Genomic DNA, 25,031 nt, shown 5'->3' with positions numbered 1-25,031 from the left:
TACTCTGATGCGAGGGGATAGGCCGGTAACGGTAACACCCCCGCGTGGATTGAAGGCTGTCACAGAACAGCCCATTGCGCCAATTGACCCAAAAACAAGCCAACAAGGGGTCGGATGCGCCTCATAAGGGTGCGGTGCAATTCCGGCTCGTACAACAAGAGCGATTTGGAGGTTGTTGATGAAGATGTTGAAAACCACCCTGGCAGTCCTGACCGCCGCCGCCGCGCTGGGCGCCACCAGCTTCGCCCAGGCCGGCGCCACCCTCGACGCGGTGAAGAAGAAGGGCTTCGTCCAGTGTGGCGTGAGCGATGGTCTTCCAGGCTTCTCCGTGCCGGACGCGCAAGGCAAGATCGTCGGTATCGACGCCGATGTGTGCCGTGCCGTAGCCGCCGCCGTGTTCGGCGACGCGACCAAGGTCAAGTTCAGCCAACTCAACGCCAAGGAGCGCTTCACCGCACTGCAGTCCGGCGAAGTCGACGTGCTGTCGCGCAACACCACCTGGACCAGCTCGCGCGATGCCGGCATGGGCCTGGTGTTCGCCGGTGTCACCTACTACGACGGCGTCGGTTTCCTCGCCAACAAGAAGCTCGGCGTCTCCAGCGCCAAGGAACTCGACGGCGCGACCATCTGCATCCAGGCCGGCACCACCACCGAGCTGAACGTTTCCGACTACTTCCGCGCCAATGGGCTGAAGTACACCCCGATCACCTTCGACACCTCCGACGAAAGCGCCAAGTCGCTGGAATCCGGCCGTTGCGACGTGCTGACCTCCGACAAGTCGCAGCTGTTCGCCCAACGCTCCAAGCTGGCCGCGCCGACCGAATACGTGGTGTTGCCGGAAACCATCTCCAAGGAACCGCTGGGCCCGGTGGTGCGCAAGGGCGACGAGGAGTGGTTCAGCATCGTCAAGTGGACCCTGTTCGCCATGCTCAATGCTGAAGAGGCCGGCATCACCTCGAAGAATGTCGAGGCCGAGGCCAAGTCCACCAAGAACCCTGACGTGGCCCGCCTGCTGGGCGCCGATGGCGAGTACGGCAAGGACCTCAAGCTGCCCAAGGACTGGGTAGTGCAGATCGTCAAGCAAGTCGGCAACTATGGCGAAGTGTTCGAGAAGAACCTGGGCCAGAGCACCGACCTGAAGATCGACCGTGGCATGAACGCCCTGTGGAACAACGGCGGCATCCAGTACGCGCCACCGGTGCGCTGATGGTTGCACCCCGCGGCGGCATCCAGCCGCCGCGGGTCGTTCGAATCCCTTCTTTTCGGGGCACTTCATGCAAAATCAAATCGGCGCACGTAAAGGGTTTTCCCTTAGTGATCCACGTGTGCGCGCGTGGCTGTTCCAGATCCTCACGGTGGTCTTCGTGGCGGGCCTGGGCTGGTATCTGTTCCACAACACCCAGACCAACCTGGAGCACCGGGGCATTACCTCGGGCTTCGACTTCCTTGAGCGCAGCGCCGGCTTCGGCATCGCCCAGCACCTGATTCCCTACGTGGAATCGGACAGCTACGCGCGAGTGTTCGTCATCGGCCTGCTCAACACGCTGCTGGTGACCTTCATCGGCATCGTCCTGGCGACGCTGCTGGGCTTCATCATCGGCGTGGCGCGGTTGTCACCGAACTGGATGATCAACAAGCTGGCGACGGTGTATGTGGAGACCTTCCGCAACATTCCGCCGCTGCTGCAAATCCTGTTCTGGTACTTCGCGGTGTTCCTCACCCTGCCGGGCCCACGGGGTAGCATCAACATCCAGGACACCTTCTTCATCAGCAACCGTGGCCTGAACATGCCCGGCGCCTCGCTCGCCGAAGGCTTCTGGCCGTTCGTCGTGGCGCTGGGGCTGGCGATCGTCGCCATCGTGCTGATGGTGCGTCACGCCAACAAGCGTTTCGATGAAACCGGCGAGCCGTTCCACAAGTTCTGGGTCGGCCTGTTGCTGTTCATCGGTATTCCCGGCGTGTGCGCGCTGCTGTTCGGCAGCCCGGTGCACTGGGAGGTGCCGCAGCTCAAGGGCTTCAACTTCGTCGGTGGCTGGGTGCTGATCCCCGAGCTGCTGGCGCTGACCCTGGCGCTGACCATCTACACCGCGGCGTTCATCGCCGAGATCGTGCGCTCCGGCATTCGCTCGGTCAGCCACGGCCAGACCGAGGCGGCCCGTTCGCTCGGCCTGCGCGAAGGCCCGACGCTGCGCAAGGTGATCATCCCCCAGGCGCTGCGGGTGATCATTCCGCCGCTGACCAGCCAGTACCTGAACCTGGCGAAGAACTCGTCGCTGGCGGCCGGTATCGGCTACCCGGAAATGGTCTCGCTGTTCGCCGGTACCGTGCTCAACCAGACCGGCCAGGCCATCGAGGTGATCGCCATCACCATGAGCGTCTATCTCGCCATCAGCATCAGCATTTCGCTGCTGATGAACTGGTACAACAAGCGCATTGCGCTGATCGAGCGGTGAGGGTACTTCCGTGACAGCCCATGTTTTCAAACCCGACATGCCGCCACCGGTGAAGACCGTTGGCGTGCTCGCCTGGATGCGGGCCAACCTGTTTTCCAGCTGGCTCAACACGCTGCTGACGCTGTTCGCCCTGTACCTGGTGTGGCTGATCGTGCCACCGCTGGTGCAGTGGGCGTTCATCGACGCCAACTGGGTCGGCACCACCCGCGCCGACTGCACCAAGGAAGGCGCCTGCTGGGTGTTCATCCAGCAGCGTTTCGGCCAGTTCATGTACGGCTACTACCCGACGGAGCTGCGCTGGCGTGTCGACCTGACCGTTTGGCTCGCCGTGCTCGGCGCCGCACCGTTGTTCATCAAGCGCTTCCCGCGCAAGGCCGTGTATGGCCTGGGCTTCCTGGTCCTGTACCCGGTGCTCGCCTACACCCTGCTGCACGGCGGCTACCTGGGCCTGGCCACGGTCCAGACCAGCCAGTGGGGCGGCCTGATGCTCACCCTGGTGATCGCCACCGTCGGTATCGTCGGCGCGCTGCCGCTGGGCATCCTGCTGGCACTGGGGCGGCGTTCGAACATGCCGGCGGTGAAGGTGGTCTGCGTCACCTTCATCGAGTTCTGGCGCGGCGTGCCGTTGATCACCGTGCTGTTCATGTCGTCGGTGATGCTGCCGCTGTTCCTGCCCGAAGGCATGAGCTTCGACAAGCTGCTGCGGGCAATGATCGGCGTGATCCTGTTCCAGTCGGCGTACATCGCCGAAGTGGTGCGTGGCGGCCTGCAGGCCATCCCCAAGGGCCAGTACGAAGCCGCCGCGGCCATGGGCCTGGGCTACTGGCGGGCGATGGGCCTGGTGATCCTGCCCCAGGCGCTCAAGCTGGTGATCCCCGGCATCGTCAACACCTTCATCGCCCTGTTCAAGGACACCAGCCTGGTGATCATCATCGGCCTGTTCGACCTGCTCAACAGCGTCAAGCAGGCGGCGGCCGACCCGACCTGGCTGGGCATGGCCACCGAGGGCTACGTGTTCGCCGCCCTGGTGTTCTGGATTTTCTGTTTCGGTATGTCCCGCTACTCCATGCACCTGGAGCGCAAGCTGGACACTGGCCACAAGCGTTAGGAGTTTCGAAATGAGTGAAGCGATCAAGCAGCCTGCTGGCCCCGAAGGCATCATCCAGATGCAGGGCGTAAACAAGTGGTATGGCCAGTTCCATGTGCTCAAGGACATCAACCTGAACGTGCGTCAGGGCGAGCGTATCGTGCTGTGCGGGCCGTCCGGCTCGGGCAAGTCGACCACCATCCGTTGCCTCAACCGCCTTGAGGAGCACCAGCAGGGGCGCATCGTCGTCGATGGCGTGGAGCTGACCAACGACCTCAAGCAGATCGAGGCGATCCGCCGCGAGGTGGGCATGGTGTTCCAGCACTTCAACCTGTTCCCCCACTTGAGCATTCTCGAGAACTGCACCCTGGCACCGATGTGGGTGCGCAAGATGCCGCGGCGCAAGGCCGAGGAAATTGCCATGCACTTTCTCGAACGCGTGCGCATTCCGGAGCAGGCGCACAAGTACCCGGGGCAGTTGTCCGGTGGTCAGCAGCAGCGCGTGGCGATTGCCCGGGCGCTGTGCATGAAACCGAAGATCATGCTGTTCGACGAACCCACGTCGGCGCTGGACCCGGAAATGGTCAAGGAGGTGCTCGACACCATGGTCAGCCTGGCCGAGGACGGCATGACCATGCTCTGCGTAACCCACGAAATGGGCTTTGCCCGGACCGTGGCGAACCGGGTGATCTTCATGGACAAGGGCGAGATCGTCGAGCAGGCCGCGCCGGATGATTTCTTCGACCGGCCGCGCAGTGATCGGACCAAGCTGTTCCTGAGCCAGATCCTGCATTGATGTGACAGAGGTTCGCCGGCAAGCCGGCTCCTACGGGATTGTAGGAGCCGGCTTGCCGGCGAACCCAGGTTTCAATTCTCTTCTTTGGTGGCCACCGGCGCCGGTGGCGGCCGCAGCCCCACCTCGGCGACCAGCTTCAACTGCTGCCCGTTACGCACCACCTCGATGGTGATCTTCTCGTTGGGCTTGATTCGCGCCACCTGGTTCATCGACTTGCGCCCGTCGCCGGCCGGCTCGCCATTGATGCTCAGGATCACGTCACCCAGTTGCAGCCCCGCGCGCGCCGCCGGCCCGTCACGGAAGATCCCGGCCACGACGATGCCTGGGTGACCCTGCATGCCGAACGACTCGGCCAGTTCCTGGCTCAGCGGTTGCACCTCGATGCCCAGCCAGCCACGGATCACCTGGCCATGCTCGACGATCGACTTCATCACCTCCAGCGCCAGCTTGATCGGGATGGCGAAACCGATGCCCTGGGAGCCGCCGGACTTGGAGAAGATCGCCGTGTTGATACCCACCAGGTTGCCGTTGGCGTCCACCAGCGCGCCACCGGAGTTGCCAGGGTTGATCGCCGCGTCGGTCTGGATGAAGTCCTCGTAGTTGTTCAGGCCCAGCTGGTTGCGGCCGGTGGCGCTGATGATGCCCATGGTCACGGTCTGGCCGACGCCGAACGGGTTGCCGATGGCCAGGCAGACATCGCCGATATGGATGCTGTCGGAGCGGCCGATGGTGATCGCCGGCAGGTTCTTCAGGTCGATCTTCAGCACTGCCAGGTCGGTTTCCGGGTCGCTGCCGATCACCCGCGCCAGGGTTTCGCGGCCGTCCTTGAGCGCCACGACGATCTGGTCGGCGCCGCTGGTGACGTGGTTGTTGGTCAGCAGGTAGCCTTCAGGGCTCATGATCACCGCCGAACCCAGGCTCGACTCCCAGCGCCGCTGTTTGGGCAGGTTGTCGCCGAAGAAGCGGCGGAACTGCGGGTCCTCGAACAGCGGGTGGGCGCTCTTGTTCACCACCTTGGTGGTGTACAGGTTGACCACTGCCGGGGCGGCGAGGGTCACGGCGTCGGCATAGGAGACCGGGCCCTGCATGATCCGCGAGGTCTGCGGCGCCTGCTGCAGGTTGACGTCCTGGCTGGGCAGGCCGACCCATTGCGGGAAGCGCTGGATGATCAGCATCGCGATCAGCACACCGGTGAGCAGGGGCCAGCCGAAGTAACGCAGAGCCTTGAACATGAATGAATCCTGGGAGTAGGGCGGGGGCCATGTCAGTACGACCCGGGGGCGAGCGCGCGCGATCATACACCTGAAAAAGTCGATCGGCGACGGCTGGAATCGCGGTGCGTGCTTAAACCGCGAATGGCTGCCCCCAGGCAACTGCCGCCGGTTTCCCCGAAACCGGCGACGGCCCATAATGGCGGCCATTATAGGGCCTCGCGCCCAGCCGCAACGCCGAATCCGAGGAGATTTTTCATGGCCGTCGCCCTCAATACCCTGGTCGAGGAAGCCGAGCGCTACCTGGCCAGCGCGAAGATCCAGGACTACTGCCCCAATGGCCTGCAAGTCGAGGGCCGCCCCCAGGTCAGCCGCATCGTCAGTGGCGTCACCGCCAGCCAGGCGCTGCTGGACGCCGCCGTGGAGGCCGACGCCGACCTGGTGCTGGTGCACCACGGCTACTTCTGGAAAGGCGAGAACCCGTGCATTACCGGTATCAAGCAACGCCGCCTGAAGACCCTGCTCAAGCACGACATCAGCCTGCTGGCCTACCACCTGCCGCTGGACGTGCACCCGGAGGTGGGCAACAACGTGCAGCTGGCGCGCCAGCTGGACATCACCGTCGAGGGGCCACTGGACCCGAACAACCCCAAGGTGGTTGGCCTGGTCGGTTCACTGGCCGAACCGCTGTCGGCGCGCGACTTCGCACGCCGCGTGCAGGAGGCGCTCGGGCGTGAGCCGCTGGTGGTCGAGGGCGAGCGGATGATTCGCCGGGTGGGGTGGTGCACCGGGGGTGGGCAGGGCTACATCGACACTGCCATCGCCGCCGGCGTCGACCTGTTCATCAGTGGTGAGGCATCCGAGCAAACCTTCCACAGCGCCCGCGAGAACGGCATCAGTTTCATCGCTGCCGGGCACCACGCCACCGAGCGCTATGGCGTGCAGGCGCTGGGCGATTACCTGGCGCGGCGGTTCGCGGTCGAGCACCTGTTCATCGATTGCCCGAACCCGATCTGACGGTCTGGGGCAGTTCGCCGGCAAGCCGGCTCCTACGGGATTTGTACCGTACCTGTAGGAGCCGGCTTGCCGGCGAACCGGCCGCAAAGCCCCAAACCCCCAGTCATATCATTAGACCTTTTCGATCTAGGCAGCCTCCTAAATAGAATCAGGCGCTGTGATAAAGTGGCTCGCTCGAACACGGCCCGCAGGCCGTCCATAAGATCGTTTTTCGTGAGTAGCCATGGTCGACAATCTGACGCACTTGAAACAGCTGGAGGCGGAGAGCATCCACATCATCCGCGAGGTGGCCGCCGAGTTCGACAACCCGGTGATGCTGTACTCGATCGGCAAGGATTCCGCGGTCATGCTGCACCTGGCGCGCAAGGCGTTCTTCCCGGGCAAGCTGCCGTTCCCGGTAATGCACGTCGACACCCAGTGGAAGTTCCAGGAGATGTACCGCTTCCGCGACAAGATGGTCGAAGAGATGGGCCTGGAGCTGATCACCCACGTCAACCCGGAAGGGGTGGCGCAGGGCATCAACCCCTTCACCCATGGCAGCTCCAAGCACACCGACATCATGAAGACCCAGGGCCTGAAGCAGGCGCTGGACAAGCATGGCTTCGACGCCGCCTTCGGTGGCGCGCGCCGCGACGAAGAGAAGTCGCGGGCCAAAGAGCGCGTCTACTCGTTCCGTGACAGCAAGCACCGCTGGGACCCGAAGAACCAGCGCCCGGAGCTGTGGAACATCTACAACGGCAAGGTCAACAAGGGCGAGTCGATCCGCGTGTTCCCGCTGTCGAACTGGACCGAGCTGGACATCTGGCAGTACATCTACCTCGAAGGCATCCCGATCGTGCCGCTGTACTTCGCCGCCGAGCGTGAAGTGATCGAGAAGAACGGCACCCTGATCATGATCGACGACGAGCGCATCCTCGAGCACCTCAGCGACGAGGAGAAGGCGCGCATCGTCAAGAAGAAAGTGCGCTTCCGCACCCTTGGCTGCTACCCGTTGACGGGGGCTGTCGAGTCGGAAGCCGAAACGCTGACCGACATCATTCAGGAAATGCTCCTGACGCGCACTTCCGAGCGCCAGGGCCGAGTCATCGACCACGATGGCGCCGGTTCCATGGAAGACAAGAAACGTCAGGGCTACTTCTAATTTTCAGGGTTACTCCATGTCGCACCAATCCGATTTGATCAGCGAAGACATCCTCGCTTATCTGGCTCAGCATGAGCGCAAAGAACTGCTGCGTTTCCTCACCTGCGGCAACGTGGACGACGGCAAGAGCACCCTGATCGGGCGCCTGCTGCACGACTCGAAGATGATCTACGAAGACCACCTCGAGGCCATCACCCGCGACTCGAAGAAATCCGGCACCACCGGTGAAGAGGTCGACCTGGCGCTGCTGGTCGACGGCCTGCAGGCCGAGCGCGAGCAGGGCATCACCATCGATGTCGCCTACCGCTACTTCTCCACCGCCAAGCGCAAGTTCATCATCGCCGACACGCCGGGCCACGAGCAGTACACCCGCAACATGGCCACCGGCGCCTCGACCTGCGACCTGGCGATCATCCTGGTCGATGCCCGCTACGGCGTGCAGACGCAAACCCGTCGACACAGCTACATCGCCTCGTTGCTGGGCATCAAGCACATCGTCGTCGCGGTCAACAAGATGGACCTCAAGGGCTTCGACGAGCAGGTCTTCGAGTCGATCAAGGCTGACTACCTGAAGTTCGCCGAGGGCATCAACCTCAAGCCGTCGAGCCTGCACTTCGTGCCCATGTCGGCGCTCAAGGGCGACAACGTGGTCAACCGCAGCGAGCGTTCGCCGTGGTACACGGGCCCTGCGCTGATGGAGATTCTCGAGACCGTCGAGATCGCTGCCGACCGCAACGTCACTGACCTGCGTTTCCCGGTGCAGTACGTCAACCGCCCGAACCTGAACTTCCGCGGCTTCGCCGGCACCATCGCCGGTGGCGTGGTGCACAAGGGCGACGAAATCGTCGTGCTGCCGTCGGGTAAGAGCAGCCGGGTCAAGTCCATCGTCACTTACGAAGGTGAACTGGAGAACGCCGGCCCTGGCCAGGCGGTCACACTGACCATGGAAGACGAGATCGACATCTCCCGTGGCGACTTGCTGGTGCATGCCGACAACGTCCCGGCGGTAACCGACCAGTTCGACGCCATGCTGGTGTGGATGGCCGAGGAGCCGATGCTTCCGGGCAAGAAGTACGACATCAAGCGCGCCACCAGCTATGTGCCGGGCTCGATCGCCAGCATCACCCACAAAGTGGATGTGAACACCCTTGAGCAGGGCGCCGCCAGCGCGTTGCAGCTCAACGAGATCGGCCGGGTCAAGGTCGCGCTGGACAGCGCCATCGCCCTGGACGGTTACGACAGCAACCGCACCACTGGCGCGTTCATCGTCATCGACCGCCTGACCAACGGTACCGTGGGTGCCGGCATGATCATCGCGCCGCCGGTACTGCCGCACGGCAGCACCGGCCAGCATGGCAAGCTGGCCCACGTCGCCACCGAGGAGCGTGCCCTGCGTTTCGGCCAGCAGCCGGCCACCGTGCTGTTCAGCGGCCTGTCCGGCGCCGGCAAGAGCACCCTGGCCTATGCCGTGGAGCGCAAGCTGTTCGACATGGGCCGCGCGGTCTACGTGCTTGACGGCCAGAACCTGCGCCACGACCTGAACAAGGGCCTGCCGCAGGACCGTGCCGGGCGCACCGAGAACTGGCGCCGTGCCGCCCATGTGGCGCGTCAGTTCAACGAAGCCGGCCTGCTCACCCTGGCTGCCTTCGTCGCCCCGGATGCCGAAGGCCGCGAACAGGCCAAGGCGCTGATCGGCAAGGAGCGTCTGATTACCGTCTACGTCCAGGCATCGCCGCTGGCCTGCCGCGAGCGCGATCCGCAGGGCTTGTATGCAGCCGGTGGCGACAACATCCCAGGCGAGAGCTTCCCGTTCGATGTGCCGCTGGACGCCGACCTGGTGATCGATACCCAGTCGCTGAGTGTTGATGAAGGCGTCAAGTTGGTGCTGGATGTACTGCGCCAGCGCGGTGCGATCTGATCGCTGGCCTGATGTGAAAAACCCCGCCTCGGCGGGGTTTTTCATTTCTGTGCAGCGGTATCAGCGCCAAACCTGTAGGAGCCGGCTTTGCCGGCGAAAGGGCCCGTGCCGCCAGCACAAGACAGTTGCTCCCACAACTGCCCTAGATATGTTTCTCGGACACCGGAATCACCCGCCGCTCCTTCACCGCCTTGTACGAAAAGCTCGAATAGATCTCCTTCACCCCAGGAAGTCGCTGCAGCACCTCCCGGGTGAATTCCCCAAACGACTCCAGGTCCCGCGCCAGGATTTCCAGCAGAAAGTCATAGCGCCCTGACACGTTGTGGCAAGACACGATCTCGGGGATCTCCATCAGCCGGCGCTCGAACGCCAGGGCCATCTCCTTGGTGTGCGAGTCCATCATGATGCTGACGAAAGCGGTCACGCCAAAACCCAGCGACTTGGGCGAGAGAATGGCCTGGTAACCAGTGATGTAGCCGTTGTCCTCCAGCAGCTTGACCCGTCGCCAGCAGGGCGAAGTGGTCAGGGCAACCTGGTCGGCGAGTTCGGAAACGGTGAGGCGGGCGTTGTCCTGCAGGGCGGCCAGCAGGGCGCGGTCGGTACGGTCTAGGGTCGAAGGCATGTTTTGCCCTCCCGGTTCGATTTTTATTGTTTTTCTTTCAAAAACCACAAGGAACGGTGGGCTAGTTTGGAAAAATTGCGCCAGCCCAGTGGCATAAGCTTATAACAAACCACCCGAGGCTGTTGCCATGCGCGACTCCAATAACAACACCGGTTTTTCCACGCGGGCCATCCACCATGGCTATGACCCGCTGTCACACGGCGGCGCGCTGGTGCCACCGGTCTACCAGACTGCCACCTACGCGTTTCCCACCGTCGAATACGGCGCTGCCTGCTTTGCTGGTGAAGAGGGCGGACACTTCTACAGCCGCATCTCCAACCCCACGCTGGCTCTGCTGGAGCAACGCATGGCCTCGCTCGAAGGGGGCGAAGCCGGGCTGGCCCTGGCCTCGGGCATGGGCGCCATCACCTCCACGCTATGGACCCTGCTACGCCCGGGCGACGAACTGATCGTCGGCCGAACGCTGTATGGCTGCACCTTCGCCTACCTGCACCACGGCATCGGCGAATTCGGGGTGAAGATCCGCCATGTCGACCTCAACGACCTGCAGGCGCTGAAAGCCGCGCTCACCCCGAAAACCCGGATGATTTATTTTGAAACCCCGGCGAACCCCAACATGCAGTTGGTGGATATCGCCGCCGTGGCCGACGCGACGCGTGGCCATGACCTGAACATCGTGGTCGACAATACTTACTGCACGCCCTATCTGCAGCGGCCGCTGGAACTTGGCGCCGACCTGGTCGTGCACTCGGCCACCAAGTACCTCTCCGGGCATGGCGATATCACCGCCGGGCTGGTGGTGGGGCGCAAGGCGTTGATCGACCGGATCCGCCTCGAAGGCCTCAAGGACATGACCGGCGCGGTGCTCTCGCCCCACGACGCGTCGCTGCTGATGCGTGGCATAAAGACCCTGGCCCTGCGCATGGACCGCCATTGCGCCAACGCACAACAGGTGGCCGAGCACCTGGCGCGGCAACCGCAGGTGGAACTGATCAACTATCCAGGGCTGCCATCCTTCGCCCAGTATGCCCTGGCCCAGCGGCAGATGCGCCTGCCGGGCGGGATGATCGCCTTCGAGCTCAAGGGTGGCATAGAGGCGGGGCGGCGCTTCATGAATGCGCTGCAGCTGTTCAGCCGGGCGGTGAGCCTGGGCGACGCCGAGTCGCTGGCCCAGCATCCGGCGAGCATGACTCACTCCAGCTATACGCCGCAGGAGCGGGCGCACCATGGCATCTCGGAAGGGTTGGTGCGGTTGTCGGTGGGCCTCGAAGACGTCGACGACCTGCTGGCCGATATCGACCAGGCCCTGAAGGCTTGTGCCTGAACCGCCACGGACGAGGCCTGCGCAATGGTTGCAATGATGAACCCGAACGAGCCGTTGACCGCTCATGATGTGAACCTGGACAACGACCCGGTGGAAACCGCCGAGTGGTGCCAAGCCCTGGAGTCCACCCTGGCCCATTGCGGCCCGGCGCGGGCGCGCTATTTATTGCAGCGACTGCAGGCCCATGCCTTGGAACTGGGGCTGGAGCGCGAGGCCCAGGCATTTTCCGCCTACCGCAACACCTTGCCGGTGGAGCAGCAGGGCGCCTACCCCGGTGATCTTGAACTGGACGAGCGCATCACCGGCATCCTGCGCTGGAATGCCCTGGCCATGGTGGTGCGGGCCAACCATGCCTATGGCGATCTGGGCGGGCATATCGCCAGCTACGCCTCGGCAGCAGAAATTTTCGAAGTGGGCTTCCAGCACTTCTTTCGGGGCGAAAGCGGCGGCGAGCGGCGCACGGGCGACCTGGTGTTCTTCCAGCCACATTCGGCGCCGGGTATTTACGCCCGCGCCTTCCTCGAAGGGCGGCTCACCGAGCAGCAACTGGCCAACTACCGACAGGAAGTCGCAGGCAATGGCCTGTGCTCTTACCCGCACCCTTGGTTGATGCCCGACTTCTGGCAGTTCCCAACCGGATCCATGGGGATCGGCCCGCTCAATGCGATCTACCAGGCCCGCTTCATGCGCTACCTGCAGCATAGGGGCCTGCTCGACACGTCGGGTCGACATGTGTGGGGCGTGTTCGGCGATGGCGAGATGGATGAGCCGGAGTCGACCGCAGGGCTCACCCTGGCGGCTCGCGAAGGCCTTGACAACCTCACCTTCATCGTCAACTGCAACCTGCAACGCCTGGATGGCCCGGTACGCGGCAACGGCCAGATCATCCAGGAACTCGAAGCGCTGTTCAGCGGCGCCGGCTGGAACGTGATCAAGGTGTTGTGGGGCTCGGAGTGGGATGCGTTGTTCGCCCGTGACCACGAGCACGCGTTGTTGCGCCAGCTGGCAGCGACACCCGACGGGCAATTCCAGACCCTCGGTGCCAAGGATGGCAGCTACAACCTGGAACACTTCTTCAATCAGGACCCTGCGCTGCAGCGCCTGGTCGCGCACATGAGCACCGAGGAGATCAACACTCTTAAACGCGGTGGCCATGACTTTCGCAAGCTGCATGCCGCCTATGCTGCGGCCAAGGCCTGCAAGGGCCGGCCGACGGTGATCCTGGCCAAGACCAAGAAAGGCTACGGCATGAGCAGCGCGGGTGAGTCGCGAATGACCGCCCACCAGGCCAAGAAGCTGGATGTGCAGGCGCTGCGGGCATTCCGAGATCGATTCCACCTGCCGTTGTCCGACGAGGCGGTAGAGCAACTGCGCTTCTACCGTCCGGCCGAAGACAGCGCCGAAATGATCTACCTGCGCCAGCGCCGCGCCGCGTTGGGTGGGCCGCTACCGGTCAGGCGCAGCGATTGCGCCAGCTTGCCGGTGCCGTGCCTTGAGGCATTCGCCGGCTTCGCCCTTCATGCCGATGGCAAGGAAATGTCCACCACCATGGCCGCCGTGCGTTTGCTGGGCCATTGGCTGAAGGTGCCGGGGCTTGGACCGCGAGTGGTGCCGATCGTCGCCGACGAGGCACGTACGTTCGGCATGGCCAGTCTGTTCCGCCAGATCGGTATCTACTCGCCGGCAGGCCAATGTTACGAGCCCGAGGATGCCGGCTCGTTGCTGGCCTACAAGGAAGCGCGCGACGGCCAGTTGCTGGAGGAGGGCATCACCGAGGCGGGGGCGATCTCGTCCTGGGTCGCGGCGGCGACGTCCTACGCAGTACACGGCGAGCCGATGCTGCCGGTGTACATCTATTACTCGATGTTCGGTTTCCAGCGGGTCGGCGACTTGATCTGGGCCGCCGCCGACCAGCGCGCCCGCGGCCTGTTGCTGGGCGCCACTGCCGGGCGTACCACGCTCGGCGGAGAAGGGTTGCAGCACCAGGACGGCTCCAGCTTGGTCATGGCCGCCATGGTGCCCAATTGCCGGGCTTGGGATCCGTGTTTCGCCGGTGAGCTGGCGGTAATCCTCGACCATGCAGCGCGGCGGATGCTGGTGGAGCAATGTGACGAGTTCCATTACGTGGCGGTGATGAATGAAAACTATCCACAACCCTCGCTGCCGGAGGCGATGCATGGCGATGTGCTGTTAGGTATGTACCGTTATGTCGTACAGCAGGCCCTTAAACCTCGTGGGCGGGTTCTATTGCTGGGATCGGGCGCGATCCTGCGTGAAGTGATCGCTGCCAGCGAGTTGCTGGCGACGGAGTGGCAGATTGATAGCGAGGTATTCAGTGTCACAAGTTTCAGCGAACTCGCGCGTGAAGCTCGGGATGCGCGAAGGCAGGCCATGACTGGCGGGGAGGAGGACAGTCATCTGCGGCGTTGTCTGGCAGGGGATGCCCCGGTGATCGCCGCCAGTGACTATGTGCGTGCCTGGCCGCAACTGATTGCCGAGTATGTCGAGGCCCCCTATATCACCCTGGGCACCGATGGCTTCGGGCGCAGCGATACGCGACAGCAACTGCGGCGCTTTTTTGAGGTGGATCGCTATGCGGTGGTCATGGCGGCGTTGTACAGCCTGGTGCGGCAAGGCGTGTTGTCGGCAGAGGTGCTGGCCCAGGCCAGGGCGCGCTATCCGATCGGAAGTGATGAGGCACCCTGGAATCGCTGATCACGCAATACCTGTAGGAGCCGGCTTGCCGGCGAATGCAAGGCGCAGCCTTGCCTGTCAGTACCGCGTTGCCTGCCTCGCCAGCAAAGCTGGCTCCTACAGACGGTATGTCACTTCACAGATGCGGCGCCCTGGTATCGCGGATCACGCAAAACCTGTAGGAGCCGGTCTTGCCGGCGAATGCAAGGCGTAGCCTTGCCTGCCAGTATCGCGTTGCATGGTTCGCCAGCAAGGCTGGCTCCTACAGGCGGTATGTCACCTCACAGATGCGGCGTCCTGGTATCGATGATCACGCAATACCTGTAGGAGCCGGCTTGCCGGCGAATGCAAGGCGCAGCCTTGCCTGTCAGTAGCGCGTTGCCTGCTTCGCCAGTAAAGCTGGCTCCTACAGACGGTGTATTTCCGGAAAATCGCGCCCACAAAAAAGGCCTCTTGCGAGGCCTTGTTCATGTCGGCGAATCAGCGCTTGAGGCCGTAGCTCTCATCGAGCATGCCCGGCGAGTTCGGTGCCTTTGGTGCATAGTCGCGCGGCACTTCGGCGGTGTCCTTCGGCGGCGTCAGGCGATCACGCGGCGCTTGCGCCGCTTCCGAGTGCAGCGCGGCCAGCAGGCGCTGGCGGGTCAGCTCGTCGAGCGCCAGGCGGTTGGCGCCGTCGGCCAGGTGATCCTGCACGTCCTGGTAGCTCTGCGTGAGTCGCTGTACCAGCGACGCGGTGCTGTTGAAGTGGGTGACCACTTCGTTCTGGTAATTGTCGAAGCGCTGCTGGATGTCATCCAGCTGGCGTTGGGTGTTGCTCGGTGCCGCATTGGGCAGCAGGCGGGCCAGCGCGAAACCGACGACGACGCCGACAGCCAGGGCCAGTGTCGGCAGCAACCAAACAAGGAGCGAGTGTTCCACGAGTCCTTCCTCTATAAACGGCTTTGCTTTACGTTAACGGCTCAGACCTGCGCTGTATACCGCGAGCGATCGCAAATCAGAACAGAATTCCTCAGCTAGACGAGTCGACCCTCCTCGAGGTCACGGAGTAGTGCCTTGCTTATCCGCGAAACCCCCTTGTTCATCGATGGCCCCTGCGGCCAGCTGGAAGCCTTGTACCTGGACGTGGCCGATGCCCGTGGCGCGGTGCTGATCTGCCACCCCAACCCGGTCCAGGGCGGCACCATGCTCAACAAGGTGGTCTCGACCCTGCAGCGCACGGCCCGCGATGCGGGTTATGTGACCTTGCGTTTCAATTACCGCGGTGTCGGCCAGAGCGCCGGCAGCCACGACATGGGCGCGGGCGAGGTAGCTGACGCCGAGGCGGTTGCCGCCTGGCTGCGTGAACAGCATCCCGAGCTGCCGCTGGTGCTGATGGGCTTCTCCTTCGGTGGCTTCGTCGCCACCAGCCTGGCCGGCCGCCTGGAGGCCGGGGGCGTTGCGCTGCAGCACCTGTTCATGATCGCCCCGGCGGTGATGCGCCTGACGGAGCAGTTCCCGCTGCCCGAGCGTGCTCCCCTGACCATCGTGCAACCCGATACCGACGAAGTCGTCGACCCACAGTTGGTATACGACTGGTCCGACGCCCTGTCGCGCCCCCATGAGCTGCTGAAAGTGGCAGAATGCGGACACTTCTTCCATGGCAAGCTGACCGATCTGAAGGATCTGCTGCTGCCGCGCCTTTCGAACTGAGCCAAGCCTGAATAAGCGAACACCCATGACCACGCGCATCCTCACCGGTATCACCACCACCGGCACCCCGCACCTGGGCAACTACGCCGGCGCCATCCGCCCGGCCATCCTCGCCAGCCAGCAGCCTGGTGCCGACTCGTTCTACTTCCTTGCCGACTACCACGCCCTGATCAAGTGCGACGATCCGCTGCGCATCCAGCGCTCGCGCCTGGAAATCGCCGCCACCTGGCTGGCCGGCGGCCTGGACCCGGACAAGGTCACCTTCTACCGCCAGTCGGATATCCCCGAGATCCCCGAGCTGACCTGGCTGCTGACCTGCGTCGCCGCCAAGGGCCTGCTCAACCGCGCCCATGCTTATAAAGCCTCGGTGGACAAGAACGTCGAGGCCGGCGAAGACCCGGACGCCGGCGTGACCATGGGCCTGTTCAGCTACCCGGTGCTGATGGCCGCCGACATCCTGATGTTCAACGCCAACAAGGTGCCGGTCGGCCGTGACCAGATCCAGCACGTGGAAATGGCCCGTGACATCGGCCAGCGCTTCAACCACCTGTTCGGCCAGGGCAAGGACTTCTTCGCCCTGCCGGAAGCGGTGATCGAGGAAAGCGTGGCGACCCTGCCGGGGCTTGACGGGCGCAAGATGTCCAAGAGCTACGACAACACCATCCCGCTGTTCACCAGCGCCAAGGACATGAAGGATGCCATCTCGCGCATCGTCACTGACTCCAAGGCGCCGGGCGAGGCGAAGGACCCGGACAATTCGCACCTGTTCACCCTGTTCCAGGCCTTCTCGACGCCCGCGCAGTGTGCCGGGTTCCGTGAAGAGCTGATGCAGGGCTTGGGCTGGGGCGAGGCCAAGCAGCGCCTGTTCCAACTGCTCGACGGCCAGCTGGCCGAGAAACGCGAGCACTACCACCAGCTGATTTCGCGCCCGTCGGATCTGGAGGACATCCTCCTGGCCGGCGCCGCCAAGGCCCGCAAGACCGCCACGCCGTTCCTCGAGCAGCTGCGGGAGGCGGTTGGCCTGCGTTCGTTCCGCACCACCGTGCAAGCCACCGCCGAAGTGAAGAAGAAGGCCGCCAAGAGTGCCCGCTTCGTCAGCTTCCGCGACGAGGACGGCAGTTTCCGCTTCCGCCTGCTGGCCGCCGACGGCGAGCAACTGCTGCTGTCGCGCAGCTTCGCCGATGGCAAGAGCGCGGGTGCCGTGAGCAAGCAGCTGCAACAAGGTGGCGAGGCCGATGTGCGCGTCGAAGGCCTGGGCTTCAGCTTGTGGCTGGAAGGCGAGCAGGTTGCCGAAGGGCCGCAGTTCGACAATGCCGAAGCCCGTGACGGTGCTATTGCCACCCTGCGTGAGGCCCTGGCACCACCGCAGGCCTGAAGCGCGGTCTTGTAGGAGCCAGCCTTGCTGGCGAACACCGGCTTCGCCGGTGCCAGGCATTCGCGGTGCCTGTTTCGCCAGCAAGGCTGGCTCCTACGGTCCTAGGCAAACCCTTGGGTTTGTGCAAGCCGACCATCGACACACGGATGGTCATATGTATGATTGCCATCAGGCGGGCCGGTCGCTACAGTGACGGCCCGTTTTTTGTTGCCTCGCTAACGAAATCATGACTCCCCTAGAACGCTATCAAGCAGATCTGAAACGTCCCGACTTCTTCCATGACGCGGCGCAGGAAACTGCGGTGCGTCACCTGCAGCGCCTGTACGACGACCTGGTGCACGCGCAGAACAACAAGCCGGGCGTGTTCGGCAAGTTGTTCGGCAAGAAGGAGCAGACACCGGTCAAGGGCCTGTACTTCTGGGGCGGGGTAGGGCGAGGCAAGACCTACCTGGTCGACACCTTCTATGAAGCGCTGCCGTTCAAGCAAAAGATGCGCACGCACTTCCACCGCTTCATGAAGCGTGTGCACGAAGAGATGAAGACCCTCAAGGGCGAGAAGAACCCGCTGACCATCATCGCCAAGCGCTTCAGTGAAGAAGCCAAGGTGATCTGCTTCGACGAGTTCTTCGTATCCGACATCACCGATGCGATGATCCTCGGCACCCTGATGGAAGAGCTGTTCAAGAACGGCGTGTCACTGGTGGCCACCTCCAACATCGTGCCGGACGGCCTGTACAAGGACGGCCTGCAACGTGCGCGTTTCCTGCCGGCCATCGCCATGATCAAGCAGTACACCGATGTGGTGAACGTCGACAGCGGTGTCGACTACCGCCTGCGCCACCTGGAACAGGCCGAGCTGTTCCACTTCCCGCTCGACGCCGCCGCCCACGAGAGCCTGCGCGCCAGCTTCAAGGCGCTGACGCCCGAGTGCACCCAGGCTGTCGAGAATGACGTGCTGATGATCGAAAACCGTGAAATCCACGCCCTGCGCACCTGCGACGACGTGGCCTGGTTCGACTTCCGTGCCCTGTGCGACGGCCCACGCAGCCAGAACGACTACATCGAGCTGGGCAAGATCTTCCACGCCGTGCTGCTGAGCAACGTCGAGCAGATGGGCGTGACCACCGACGACATCGCCCGCCGCTTCATCAACATGGTCGACGAGTTCTACGACCGCAACGTGAAGCTGATCATCTCGGCGGAAGTGGAGCTGAAGGACCTGTACACCGGCGGGCGCCTGAGCTTCGAGTTCCAGCGCACGCTCAGCCGCCTGCTGGAGATGCAGTCCCACGAGTTCCTGTCGCGGGCGCACAAGCCGTAAACATTCGAAAGTTGACGCGATCGTCGTAGGAGCCGGCTTTGCCGGCGAACACCGGCGCAGCCGGTGCCATGCACCGCGGCGCCTGGTTCGCCAGCAAGGCTGGCTCCTACTGGTTTGCGCCGTGACGCATCTCAGGCTTCCTGCATGAACTGTTGTCGATACTGGTTCGGCGACAGCTCGGTATGCTGGCGGAACAGCCTGGCAAAGAAGCTCGCGTCGTCGTAGCCCACCTCGTAGCTGATGGTCTTGATGCTCTTGCGCGTGCTCGACAGCAGGCCCTTGGCGGTCTCGATGCGCAGGCGCTGCAGGTAGTGCAGCGGCTTGTCGCCGGTGGCGCCCTGGAAGCGGCGCATGAAGTTGCGGATGCTCATGCCGTGGTTGCGGGCCACGTCCTCGAAACGGAACTTGTCGGCGAAGTGCTCTTCGAGCCAGTGCTGGATCTGCAGGATAATCAGGTCCTGGTGCAGCTTCTGCCCACCGAAACCCATGCGCCCCGGCGTGTAGCTGCGCTGCACCTCGTAGAGGATGTCGCGGGCCACGGCGCGCGCCACGTTGGCGCCGCAGAAGCGCTCGATCAGGTAGATGTACAGGTCGCAGGCTGAGGTGGTGCCGCCAGCGCAATAGAGGTTGTCGGCGTCGGTGAGGTGCTTGTCCTGGTTCAAGCGGATCTTCGGGTAGCGCTCGGCGAAGTTGCTGAAGAAGCGCCAGTAGGTGGTCGCCTCCTTGCCATCGAGCAGGCCGGATTCCGCCAGCCAGAACACCCCGCTGGCCTCGGCGCACAGCACCGCGCCACGGGCGTGCTGGGCGCGCAGCCAGGGCAGTACCTGAGGGTAGCGTTGCAGCAGGTTGTCGAAGTCGTCCCAGAAGGCTGGGAGGATGATCACATCGGCGTCGTTCAGGTCACTGTCGACCGGCAACTGCACATTGCTGAAGCTGTCCACGGGCAGGCCGTCGGGGCTCACCAGGCCGATTTCGAACATCGGCTGCAGGCCCAGGCCCAGCTGCTTGCTGTAGCGCAGGCTGGCGAGGTGGAAGAAGTCCTTGGCCTGCATCAGTGTCGAAGCGAACACTTTATCAATGGCCAGGATGCTGACGCGCCGCAGCGACGCGGAGGGTTGGGTAAACATCATTGTCATTGTTCTTATAGGGTAGAGTGGTCAATCACCGGCTGGATCGTCTTATTTTTTGGCGATTGTGTCTACCCCGATGCACCGCGCTGCTTTCTTCGCGGCTGAAGCCGCTCCTACAGAGTGGGCGCTGAACCCTGTAGGAGCGGCTTCAGCCGCGATTTGGTTCAAGGCGCCGGGTTGGGCTGCTCCTGGTGAATCGCCTCGATCGCCGCCAGCAGTTCATCGCCCAGGTTCAGGGCCAGGCTGTCGATGTTGCTCTGCAACTGTTCCACCGTTGTCGCTCCGATGATATTGCTGGTCACGAACGGCTGGCGCGTCACGAACGCCAGGGCCATCTGCGCCGGGTCCAGACCATGCTCGCGGGCCAGTTGCACATAGCGGCTGCAGGCCGCCACCGTCTGTGGGTTGGAGTAGCGAGCGAAGCGGCTGAACAGGGTCAGGCGGCCGTTCGCCGGGCGAGCGCCGTTTTCGTACTTGCCCGAGAGCATGCCGAAGGCCAGCGGCGAATAGGCCAGCAACCCGCACTGCTCGCGGATCGCGACTTCCGCCAGTCCCACCTCGAAGCTGCGATTGAGCAGGTTGTAGGGGTTCTGGATCGACACCGCGCGCGGCCAGCCGCGGCTTTCGGCCAGGTGCAGGAACTTCATCGTGCCCCACGGGGTTTCGTTGGACAGGCCGACATGGCGGATCTTGCCGGCGCGCACCTGTTCGTCGAGCACTTCCAGGGTTTCTTCCAGCGGGGTGAAGATGTCCTGGGGCAGGTGCTGGTAGCCCAGCTTGCCGAAGAAGTTGGTGCTGCGCTCGGGCCAGTGCAGCTGGTACAGGTCGATGCGGTCGGTCTGCAGGCGTTCCAGGCTGGCGTCCAGCGCGGCGACGATGTGCTGGCGGTTGTGCTTGAGCTGGCCGTCGCGGATGTGGCTGATGCCGTTGCCGGGGCCGGCGACCTTGCTGGCCAGCAGCCAGTCGTCACGGTCGCCATTTTTCGCGAACCAGTTGCCGATGATGCGCTCGGTGGCGGCGTAGGTCTCCGGGCGCGGTGGCACCGGGTACATCTCGGCGGTGTCGATGAAGTTGATGCCGGCTTGCTTGGCCAGTGCGATCTGGGCGAAGGCCTGCTCTTGTGTATTCTGCTCGCCCCAGGTCATGGTGCCCAGGCACAGGGCGCTGACGTTGAGGTCGGTACGACCGAGCTTGCGGTATTCCATCGGGGAACTGCTCCTGGGCAAAGATAGCCATAAAAGCAGGTTGAAATTTTTTGCGCAATCTGGATAATTCTGCCCCTCTCCGTGTGGCGGAAGTGATGCACCACCACGCAGGATGAACCCCGTCGAACATTGGCGTGCCCGACCCGAGCCCCCAAAAGCGTCAGCGTTCGGCTGCGCGCTTGCCCTTGGCAAGTTGTGCACTATCCAGTAAGATTCGCCGTCTATTTTTCGCTGGGCGGCCTCTGAGGCTTTAGAGAATGAAAACTTTTACTGCTAAACCGGAAACAGTAAAGCGCGAGTGGTTCGTAGTCGACGCCGCTGGTCAGACCCTGGGTCGTCTGGCTACCGAAATCGCTAGCCGCCTGCGTGGCAAGCACAAGCCAGAATACACCCCTCACGTTGACACCGGCGACTACATCGTCGTCATCAACGCCGAGCAGGTTCGTGTGACTGGTGCCAAGTCTTCCGACAAGATGTACTACTCCCACTCCGGCTTCCCGGGCGGTATCAAGGAAATCAACTTCGAGAAGTTGATCGCCAAGGCCCCTGAGCGTGTTATCGAAACCGCGGTCAAAGGCATGCTGCCGAAGAACCCGCTGGGTCGCGACATGTACCGTAAGCTGAAAGTGTACGCGGGTGCTGCTCACCCACACACTGCTCAGCAGCCTCAAGAACTGAAGATCTAACGGGATAGTTCATTATGTCGGCGACTCAAAACTACGGCACTGGCCGTCGCAAGACCGCAACCGCACGCGTTTTCCTGCGTCCGGGTACTGGCAACATCTCCATCAACAACCGTTCTCTGGACGTGTTCTTCGGCCGCGAAACCGCTCGCATGGTTGTTCGCCAGCCGCTGGAACTGACCGAAACCGTTGAGAAATTCGACATCTACGTCACCGTTTCCGGTGGTGGTGTCAGCGGTCAGGCCGGTGCGATCCGCCACGGCATCACCCGCGCCCTGATGGAATACGACGAAACCCTGCGTGGCGCCCTGCGTCGTGCTGGCTACGTCACCCGCGACGCCCGTGAAGTCGAGCGTAAGAAAGTGGGTCTGCGTAAAGCGCGTAAGCGTCCTCAGTACTCCAAGCGTTAATACCGCTTCGGCAGTCGAAAAAAGCCCGGTTCCTTGGAACCGGGCTTTTTTTATGTCTTGAACTAACCTGTCAGCTAGTCCGTGGTTGTTTGCCGCATAGACACAGATCAAGCAAAGCGAGGGTTGCACCCCAACTAGCGGGTAATCACCTTGTCAGTGTGTGGATTTGTTCCTTACCATTGCGGCCAATTTTTAGTGCCACAGACATACCTAAGTAGATGCCTGTTAGAGCAGGCCAAGCAAGCTGATGGGAGAGGACTGAATGAGCAATGACGGCGTCAACGCAGGCCGGCGCCGCTTCCTCGTAGCCGCGACATCCGTGGTCGGGGCAGCGGGGGCAGTGGGGGCTGCGGTACCGTTCGTAGGGTCATGGTTTCCCAGTGCCAAGGCGAAAGCCGCGGGTGCACCGGTGAAGGTCAATATTGCCAAGGTCGAGCCCGGGCAGCAGATGGTGGCTGAATGGCGTGGCCAACCTGTATTCATCGTGCGGCGAACGGAAGAGATCCTCGGTAATCTGAAAAAGATCGCCGGTGAGCTCTCCGACCCTGAGTCCAAGGCGTCGGTGCAGCCCACCTACGTCGACCCGCAGAACCGTTCGATCAAGCCCGAGATTCTCGTCCTGGTCGGCCTGTGCACCCACCTGGGTTGCTCACCGACGTTCCGTCCTGAAGTCGCCCCGGCCGACCTCGGTCCGAAATGGGTCGGTGGCTACTTCTGCCCGTGCCACGGTTCGCACTACGACCTGGCAGGCCGTGTCTACAAGTCCCAGCCGGCGCCGCTGAACCTGCCAGTGCCACCGCACTCGTACGAGTCGGACGATCTCATCGTCATCGGCATCGATCAGGAGAAAGCATGATGAGCAAGTTCATGGAGTGGATCGATGCGCGCTTCCCCGCGACGAAAATGTGGGAAGACCATCTGAGCAAGTATTACGCGCCCAAGAACTTCAATTTCCTGTATTTCTTCGGCTCCCTGGCGCTGCTGGTGCTGGTCAACCAGATCGTCACCGGCGTGTGGCTGACCATGAGCTTCACCCCCTCGGCGGAAGAGGCCTTCGCCTCGGTCGAGTACATCATGCGCGACGTCGAGTACGGCTGGATCCTGCGCTACCTGCACTCCACCGGCGCCTCGGCATTCTTCATCGTGGTCTACCTGCACATGTTCCGCGGCCTGCTCTACGGCTCCTACCAGAAGCCCCGCGAGCTGGTCTGGCTGTTCGGCATGCTGATCTACCTGGCGCTGATGGCCGAGGCCTTCATGGGCTACCTGCTGCCGTGGGGCCAGATGTCGTACTGGGGTGCCCAGGTGATCATCTCGCTGTTCGGCGCGATCCCGGTGATCGGCGGCGACCTCACTCAGTGGATCCGTGGTGACTACCTGATTTCCGGCATCACCCTGAACCGCTTCTTCGCCCTGCACGTGGTGGCCCTGCCGATCGTGATCCTCGGCCTGGTGGTACTGCACATCCTGGCACTGCACGAAGTGGGTTCGAACAACCCGGATGGTGTGGACATCAAGAAGAAAAAGGACGAGAACGGCATTCCGCTGGATGGTATTCCGTTCCACCCGTACTACACCGTCAAGGATATCGTCGGCGTGGTGGTGTTCCTCTTCGTGTTCTGCGCCGTGGTGTTCTTCTTCCCGGAAATGGGCGGCTACTTCCTGGAAAAACCGAACTTCGAGCAGGCCAACGCCTTCAAGACGCCTGAGCACATCGCACCGGTGTGGTACTTCACGCCGTTCTACGCGATCCTGCGTGCGGTCCCTGACAAGCTGTTCGGCGTGATCGCCATGGGCGCCGCCATTGCCGTGCTGTTCGTGCTGCCCTGGCTCGACCGCAGCCCTGTGCGCTCCATGCGCTACAAGGGCTGGCTGAGCAAGATCTTCCTGCTGGTGTTCTGCGTGGCCTTCGTCATCCTCGGCGTGCTGGGCGTACTGGCGCCAACACCGGGCCGGACCTTGCTGTCGCAGGTGTGTACGGTGCTGTACTTCGCCTACTTCCTGCTGATGCCGTTCTACACAAGGCTTGAGAAGACCAAACCGGTTCCGGAAAGGGTGACTGGCTGATGAAAAAGTTGATTGCAGTATTTTTGCTGGCACTGATGCCTGGCCTGTCCTTCGCTGCCGAACACAGCCTGGAGCTGGACAAGGTCGATGTCGACCTGACCGACAAGGCCGCCCTCCAGGACGGCGCGCGTACCTTCGCCAACTATTGCATGGGTTGCCACAGCGCCAAGTTCCAGCGCTATGAGCGGGTAGCCGACGATCTGGGGATACCCCACGAGCTGATGCTCGAGAACCTGGTATTCACCGGTGCCAAGATCGGCGACCACATGAAGATCGGCATGCAGCCGAACGATGCCAAGACCTGGTTCGGCGCGGCGCCACCCGATCTCACCCTGGTCGCCCGGGTGCGCGGCAACGACTGGCTGTACACCTACCTGCGCAGCTTCTACGAGGATCCGGCGCGGCCCTACCGGGTGAACAACAAGGTGTTCCCCAATGTGGGCATGCCCAACGTGCTGGTCGGGCTGCAAGGCAACCAGGTGATTGGTTGCAAGCAGGTACAGACCGTGATCGACGGCAAGAAGCAATTCGACCCGCTGACCGGCAGCCCGTTGACCCATGAAGCGTGCGACCAGCTGACCGTCGAGGAGAAATCCGGTACCCTGACCACCGAGCAGTTCGACGAGAAGGTCAAGAACCTGGTGACCTTCCTGGCCTATTCGGCCAACCCGGTCAAACTGGAAAGCCAGCGCATAGGCACCTATGTACTGCTGTACCTGGCTTTCTTCTTCGTGTTCGCCTACTTGCTCAAGCGCGAATACTGGAAGGACGTGCACTGATCACGCAGTAGTTTCTGGTAGTTGAACGCGCCCGGGGCGCCTTGGCAGACATGCCTGGGCGCCCCGGGCGCGTTTTCATTTAGAGTTTTACAAGCATCCCGTGCGAGGA

The 25,031-nt window shown here is 62.9% G+C and carries 22 protein-coding genes; 17 read left to right on the top strand and 5 right to left on the bottom strand.

Going from position 1 to position 25,031, the window contains the following annotated elements:
* The first annotated feature begins 178 nt into the window (after window positions 1-178).
* The 4 genes from PSEEN_RS20980 (at window position 179) to PSEEN_RS20965 (ending at window position 4,336) form a co-directional block, all read left to right on the top strand.
* Window positions 179-1,207, top strand: a complete 1,029-nt coding sequence (locus PSEEN_RS20980) for an amino acid ABC transporter substrate-binding protein (RefSeq protein ID WP_011535574.1) — start codon at window positions 179-181, stop codon at window positions 1,205-1,207.
* Window positions 1,208-1,274: 67 nt separating this feature from the next.
* On the top strand, window positions 1,275-2,453 hold the full coding sequence (locus PSEEN_RS20975; protein ID WP_011535573.1) for an amino acid ABC transporter permease: 1,179 nt from the start codon (window positions 1,275-1,277) through the stop codon (window positions 2,451-2,453).
* Window positions 2,454-2,463: 10 nt separating this feature from the next.
* Window positions 2,464-3,561 (top strand): amino acid ABC transporter permease, encoded by a 1,098-nt coding sequence (locus PSEEN_RS20970; RefSeq protein WP_011535572.1) that lies wholly within the window; start codon window positions 2,464-2,466, stop codon window positions 3,559-3,561.
* Window positions 3,562-3,571: 10 nt separating this feature from the next.
* The gene (locus PSEEN_RS20965) at window positions 3,572-4,336 is read left to right on the top strand and encodes an amino acid ABC transporter ATP-binding protein (RefSeq protein WP_011535571.1); all 765 of its coding nucleotides are present in this window, start codon (window positions 3,572-3,574) and stop codon (window positions 4,334-4,336) included.
* A 71-nt stretch (window positions 4,337-4,407) separates the two neighbouring features.
* Here PSEEN_RS20965 and algW read toward each other — a convergent pair whose 3' ends face one another.
* Window positions 4,408-5,568 (bottom strand): Do family serine endopeptidase AlgW, encoded by a 1,161-nt coding sequence (algW, locus tag PSEEN_RS20960; RefSeq protein ID WP_011535570.1) that lies wholly within the window; start codon window positions 5,566-5,568, stop codon window positions 4,408-4,410.
* A gap of 237 nt (window positions 5,569-5,805) precedes the next feature.
* Here algW and PSEEN_RS20955 point away from each other — a divergent pair, with 237 nt between their 5' ends.
* The 3 genes from PSEEN_RS20955 to cysN all read left to right on the top strand — a co-directional run bounded on the left by PSEEN_RS20955 (window position 5,806) and on the right by cysN (window position 9,623).
* Window positions 5,806-6,564, top strand: a complete 759-nt coding sequence (locus PSEEN_RS20955; RefSeq protein ID WP_011535569.1) for a Nif3-like dinuclear metal center hexameric protein — start codon at window positions 5,806-5,808, stop codon at window positions 6,562-6,564.
* Between the two features lie 223 nt (window positions 6,565-6,787).
* Complete coding sequence (gene cysD / locus PSEEN_RS20950; RefSeq protein WP_011535568.1) at window positions 6,788-7,705, top strand: sulfate adenylyltransferase subunit CysD; 918 nt, start codon at window positions 6,788-6,790, stop codon at window positions 7,703-7,705.
* A gap of 16 nt (window positions 7,706-7,721) precedes the next feature.
* Complete coding sequence (gene cysN / locus PSEEN_RS20945; protein ID WP_011535567.1) at window positions 7,722-9,623, top strand: sulfate adenylyltransferase subunit CysN; 1,902 nt, start codon at window positions 7,722-7,724, stop codon at window positions 9,621-9,623.
* Window positions 9,624-9,765: 142 nt separating this feature from the next.
* Here the strand turns inward: cysN and PSEEN_RS20940 are convergent, their stop codons facing one another.
* Entirely contained in the window at window positions 9,766-10,245 is a 480-nt protein-coding gene (locus PSEEN_RS20940) for an Lrp/AsnC family transcriptional regulator (protein ID WP_011535566.1), read from the bottom strand.
* Window positions 10,246-10,372: 127 nt separating this feature from the next.
* Here PSEEN_RS20940 and PSEEN_RS20935 point away from each other — a divergent pair, with 127 nt between their 5' ends.
* On the top strand, window positions 10,373-11,569 hold the full coding sequence (locus PSEEN_RS20935; protein WP_011535565.1) for a methionine gamma-lyase: 1,197 nt from the start codon (window positions 10,373-10,375) through the stop codon (window positions 11,567-11,569).
* Between the two features lie 33 nt (window positions 11,570-11,602).
* On the top strand, window positions 11,603-14,284 hold the full coding sequence (gene mdeB / locus PSEEN_RS20930) for an alpha-ketoglutarate dehydrogenase (protein WP_167535668.1): 2,682 nt from the start codon (window positions 11,603-11,605) through the stop codon (window positions 14,282-14,284).
* 459 nt (window positions 14,285-14,743) lie between these two features.
* Here mdeB and PSEEN_RS20925 read toward each other — a convergent pair whose 3' ends face one another.
* Complete coding sequence (locus PSEEN_RS20925; protein ID WP_011535563.1) at window positions 14,744-15,181, bottom strand: Z-ring associated ZapG family protein; 438 nt, start codon at window positions 15,179-15,181, stop codon at window positions 14,744-14,746.
* A gap of 135 nt (window positions 15,182-15,316) precedes the next feature.
* On the opposite strand from PSEEN_RS20925, the gene PSEEN_RS20920 reads away from it, so the two are divergent.
* From PSEEN_RS20920 to zapE, 3 genes are all read left to right on the top strand, one after another.
* Window positions 15,317-15,952, top strand: a complete 636-nt coding sequence (locus tag PSEEN_RS20920; protein WP_011535562.1) for an alpha/beta hydrolase — start codon at window positions 15,317-15,319, stop codon at window positions 15,950-15,952.
* 25 nt (window positions 15,953-15,977) lie between these two features.
* Entirely contained in the window at window positions 15,978-17,327 is a 1,350-nt protein-coding gene (locus tag PSEEN_RS20915) for a tryptophan--tRNA ligase (protein WP_011535561.1), read from the top strand.
* Between the two features lie 226 nt (window positions 17,328-17,553).
* Window positions 17,554-18,648: a cell division protein ZapE gene (gene zapE / locus PSEEN_RS20910; RefSeq protein WP_011535560.1), complete on the top strand. Its 1,095-nt coding sequence runs from the start codon at window positions 17,554-17,556 to the stop codon at window positions 18,646-18,648.
* Between the two features lie 131 nt (window positions 18,649-18,779).
* On the opposite strand, the gene PSEEN_RS20905 is transcribed toward zapE, so the two are convergent.
* Window positions 18,780-19,700 carry a GlxA family transcriptional regulator gene (locus tag PSEEN_RS20905; protein WP_193383930.1) on the bottom strand — a complete coding sequence of 307 codons (921 nt, stop codon included), beginning with the start codon at window positions 19,698-19,700 and terminating at the stop codon, window positions 18,780-18,782.
* Window positions 19,701-19,942: 242 nt separating this feature from the next.
* Entirely contained in the window at window positions 19,943-20,983 is a 1,041-nt protein-coding gene (locus tag PSEEN_RS20900; RefSeq protein ID WP_011535558.1) for an NADP(H)-dependent aldo-keto reductase, read from the bottom strand.
* A gap of 257 nt (window positions 20,984-21,240) precedes the next feature.
* Here PSEEN_RS20900 and rplM point away from each other — a divergent pair, with 257 nt between their 5' ends.
* From rplM to PSEEN_RS20875, 5 genes are all read left to right on the top strand, one after another.
* Complete coding sequence (gene rplM, locus PSEEN_RS20895; protein WP_003260798.1) at window positions 21,241-21,669, top strand: 50S ribosomal protein L13; 429 nt, start codon at window positions 21,241-21,243, stop codon at window positions 21,667-21,669.
* Window positions 21,670-21,683: 14 nt separating this feature from the next.
* Entirely contained in the window at window positions 21,684-22,076 is a 393-nt protein-coding gene (gene rpsI, locus PSEEN_RS20890; RefSeq protein WP_003260797.1) for a 30S ribosomal protein S9, read from the top strand.
* 262 nt (window positions 22,077-22,338) lie between these two features.
* The gene (gene petA / locus PSEEN_RS20885; protein ID WP_011535557.1) at window positions 22,339-22,932 is read left to right on the top strand and encodes a ubiquinol-cytochrome c reductase iron-sulfur subunit; all 594 of its coding nucleotides are present in this window, start codon (window positions 22,339-22,341) and stop codon (window positions 22,930-22,932) included.
* Complete coding sequence (locus PSEEN_RS20880) at window positions 22,932-24,143, top strand: cytochrome b (protein WP_011535556.1); 1,212 nt, start codon at window positions 22,932-22,934, stop codon at window positions 24,141-24,143. Before petA ends, PSEEN_RS20880 begins: the two co-directional genes overlap by 1 nt.
* Window positions 24,143-24,922 carry a cytochrome c1 gene (locus PSEEN_RS20875; RefSeq protein WP_011535555.1) on the top strand — a complete coding sequence of 260 codons (780 nt, stop codon included), beginning with the start codon at window positions 24,143-24,145 and terminating at the stop codon, window positions 24,920-24,922. Before PSEEN_RS20880 ends, PSEEN_RS20875 begins: the two co-directional genes overlap by 1 nt.
* Window positions 24,923-25,031 lie beyond the last annotated feature (109 nt).

The organism is Pseudomonas entomophila L48 (genome assembly GCF_000026105.1).
GTDB lineage: Bacteria > Pseudomonadota > Gammaproteobacteria > Pseudomonadales > Pseudomonadaceae > Aquipseudomonas > Aquipseudomonas entomophila.
This window is presented reverse-complemented; position numbering and strand designations above follow the sequence as displayed.

Bases quoted from the DNA above. Each gene is read 5' to 3' on its own strand.
- PSEEN_RS20980 (WP_011535574.1), top strand. From the start codon at position 179: ATGAAGATGTTGAAAACCACCCTGGCAGTCCTGACCGCCGCCGCCGCG.
- PSEEN_RS20975 (WP_011535573.1), top strand. From the start codon at position 1,275: ATGCAAAATCAAATCGGCGCACGTAAAGGGTTTTCCCTTAGTGATCCA.
- PSEEN_RS20965 (WP_011535571.1), top strand. From the start codon at position 3,572: ATGAGTGAAGCGATCAAGCAGCCTGCTGGCCCCGAAGGCATCATCCAG.
- algW (WP_011535570.1), bottom strand. From the start codon at position 5,568: ATGTTCAAGGCTCTGCGTTACTTCGGCTGGCCCCTGCTCACCGGTGTG.
- PSEEN_RS20955 (WP_011535569.1), top strand. From the start codon at position 5,806: ATGGCCGTCGCCCTCAATACCCTGGTCGAGGAAGCCGAGCGCTACCTG.
- cysD (WP_011535568.1), top strand. From the start codon at position 6,788: ATGGTCGACAATCTGACGCACTTGAAACAGCTGGAGGCGGAGAGCATC.
- cysN (WP_011535567.1), top strand. From the start codon at position 7,722: ATGTCGCACCAATCCGATTTGATCAGCGAAGACATCCTCGCTTATCTG.
- PSEEN_RS20940 (WP_011535566.1), bottom strand. From the start codon at position 10,245: ATGCCTTCGACCCTAGACCGTACCGACCGCGCCCTGCTGGCCGCCCTG.
- PSEEN_RS20935 (WP_011535565.1), top strand. From the start codon at position 10,373: ATGCGCGACTCCAATAACAACACCGGTTTTTCCACGCGGGCCATCCAC.
- mdeB (WP_167535668.1), top strand. From the start codon at position 11,603: ATGATGAACCCGAACGAGCCGTTGACCGCTCATGATGTGAACCTGGAC.
- PSEEN_RS20915 (WP_011535561.1), top strand. From the start codon at position 15,978: ATGACCACGCGCATCCTCACCGGTATCACCACCACCGGCACCCCGCAC.
- zapE (WP_011535560.1), top strand. From the start codon at position 17,554: ATGACTCCCCTAGAACGCTATCAAGCAGATCTGAAACGTCCCGACTTC.
- PSEEN_RS20905 (WP_193383930.1), bottom strand. From the start codon at position 19,700: ATGCAGGCCAAGGACTTCTTCCACCTCGCCAGCCTGCGCTACAGCAAG.
- PSEEN_RS20900 (WP_011535558.1), bottom strand. From the start codon at position 20,983: ATGGAATACCGCAAGCTCGGTCGTACCGACCTCAACGTCAGCGCCCTG.
- rplM (WP_003260798.1), top strand. From the start codon at position 21,241: ATGAAAACTTTTACTGCTAAACCGGAAACAGTAAAGCGCGAGTGGTTC.
- rpsI (WP_003260797.1), top strand. From the start codon at position 21,684: ATGTCGGCGACTCAAAACTACGGCACTGGCCGTCGCAAGACCGCAACC.
- petA (WP_011535557.1), top strand. From the start codon at position 22,339: ATGAGCAATGACGGCGTCAACGCAGGCCGGCGCCGCTTCCTCGTAGCC.
- PSEEN_RS20880 (WP_011535556.1), top strand. From the start codon at position 22,932: ATGAGCAAGTTCATGGAGTGGATCGATGCGCGCTTCCCCGCGACGAAA.
- PSEEN_RS20875 (WP_011535555.1), top strand. From the start codon at position 24,143: ATGAAAAAGTTGATTGCAGTATTTTTGCTGGCACTGATGCCTGGCCTG.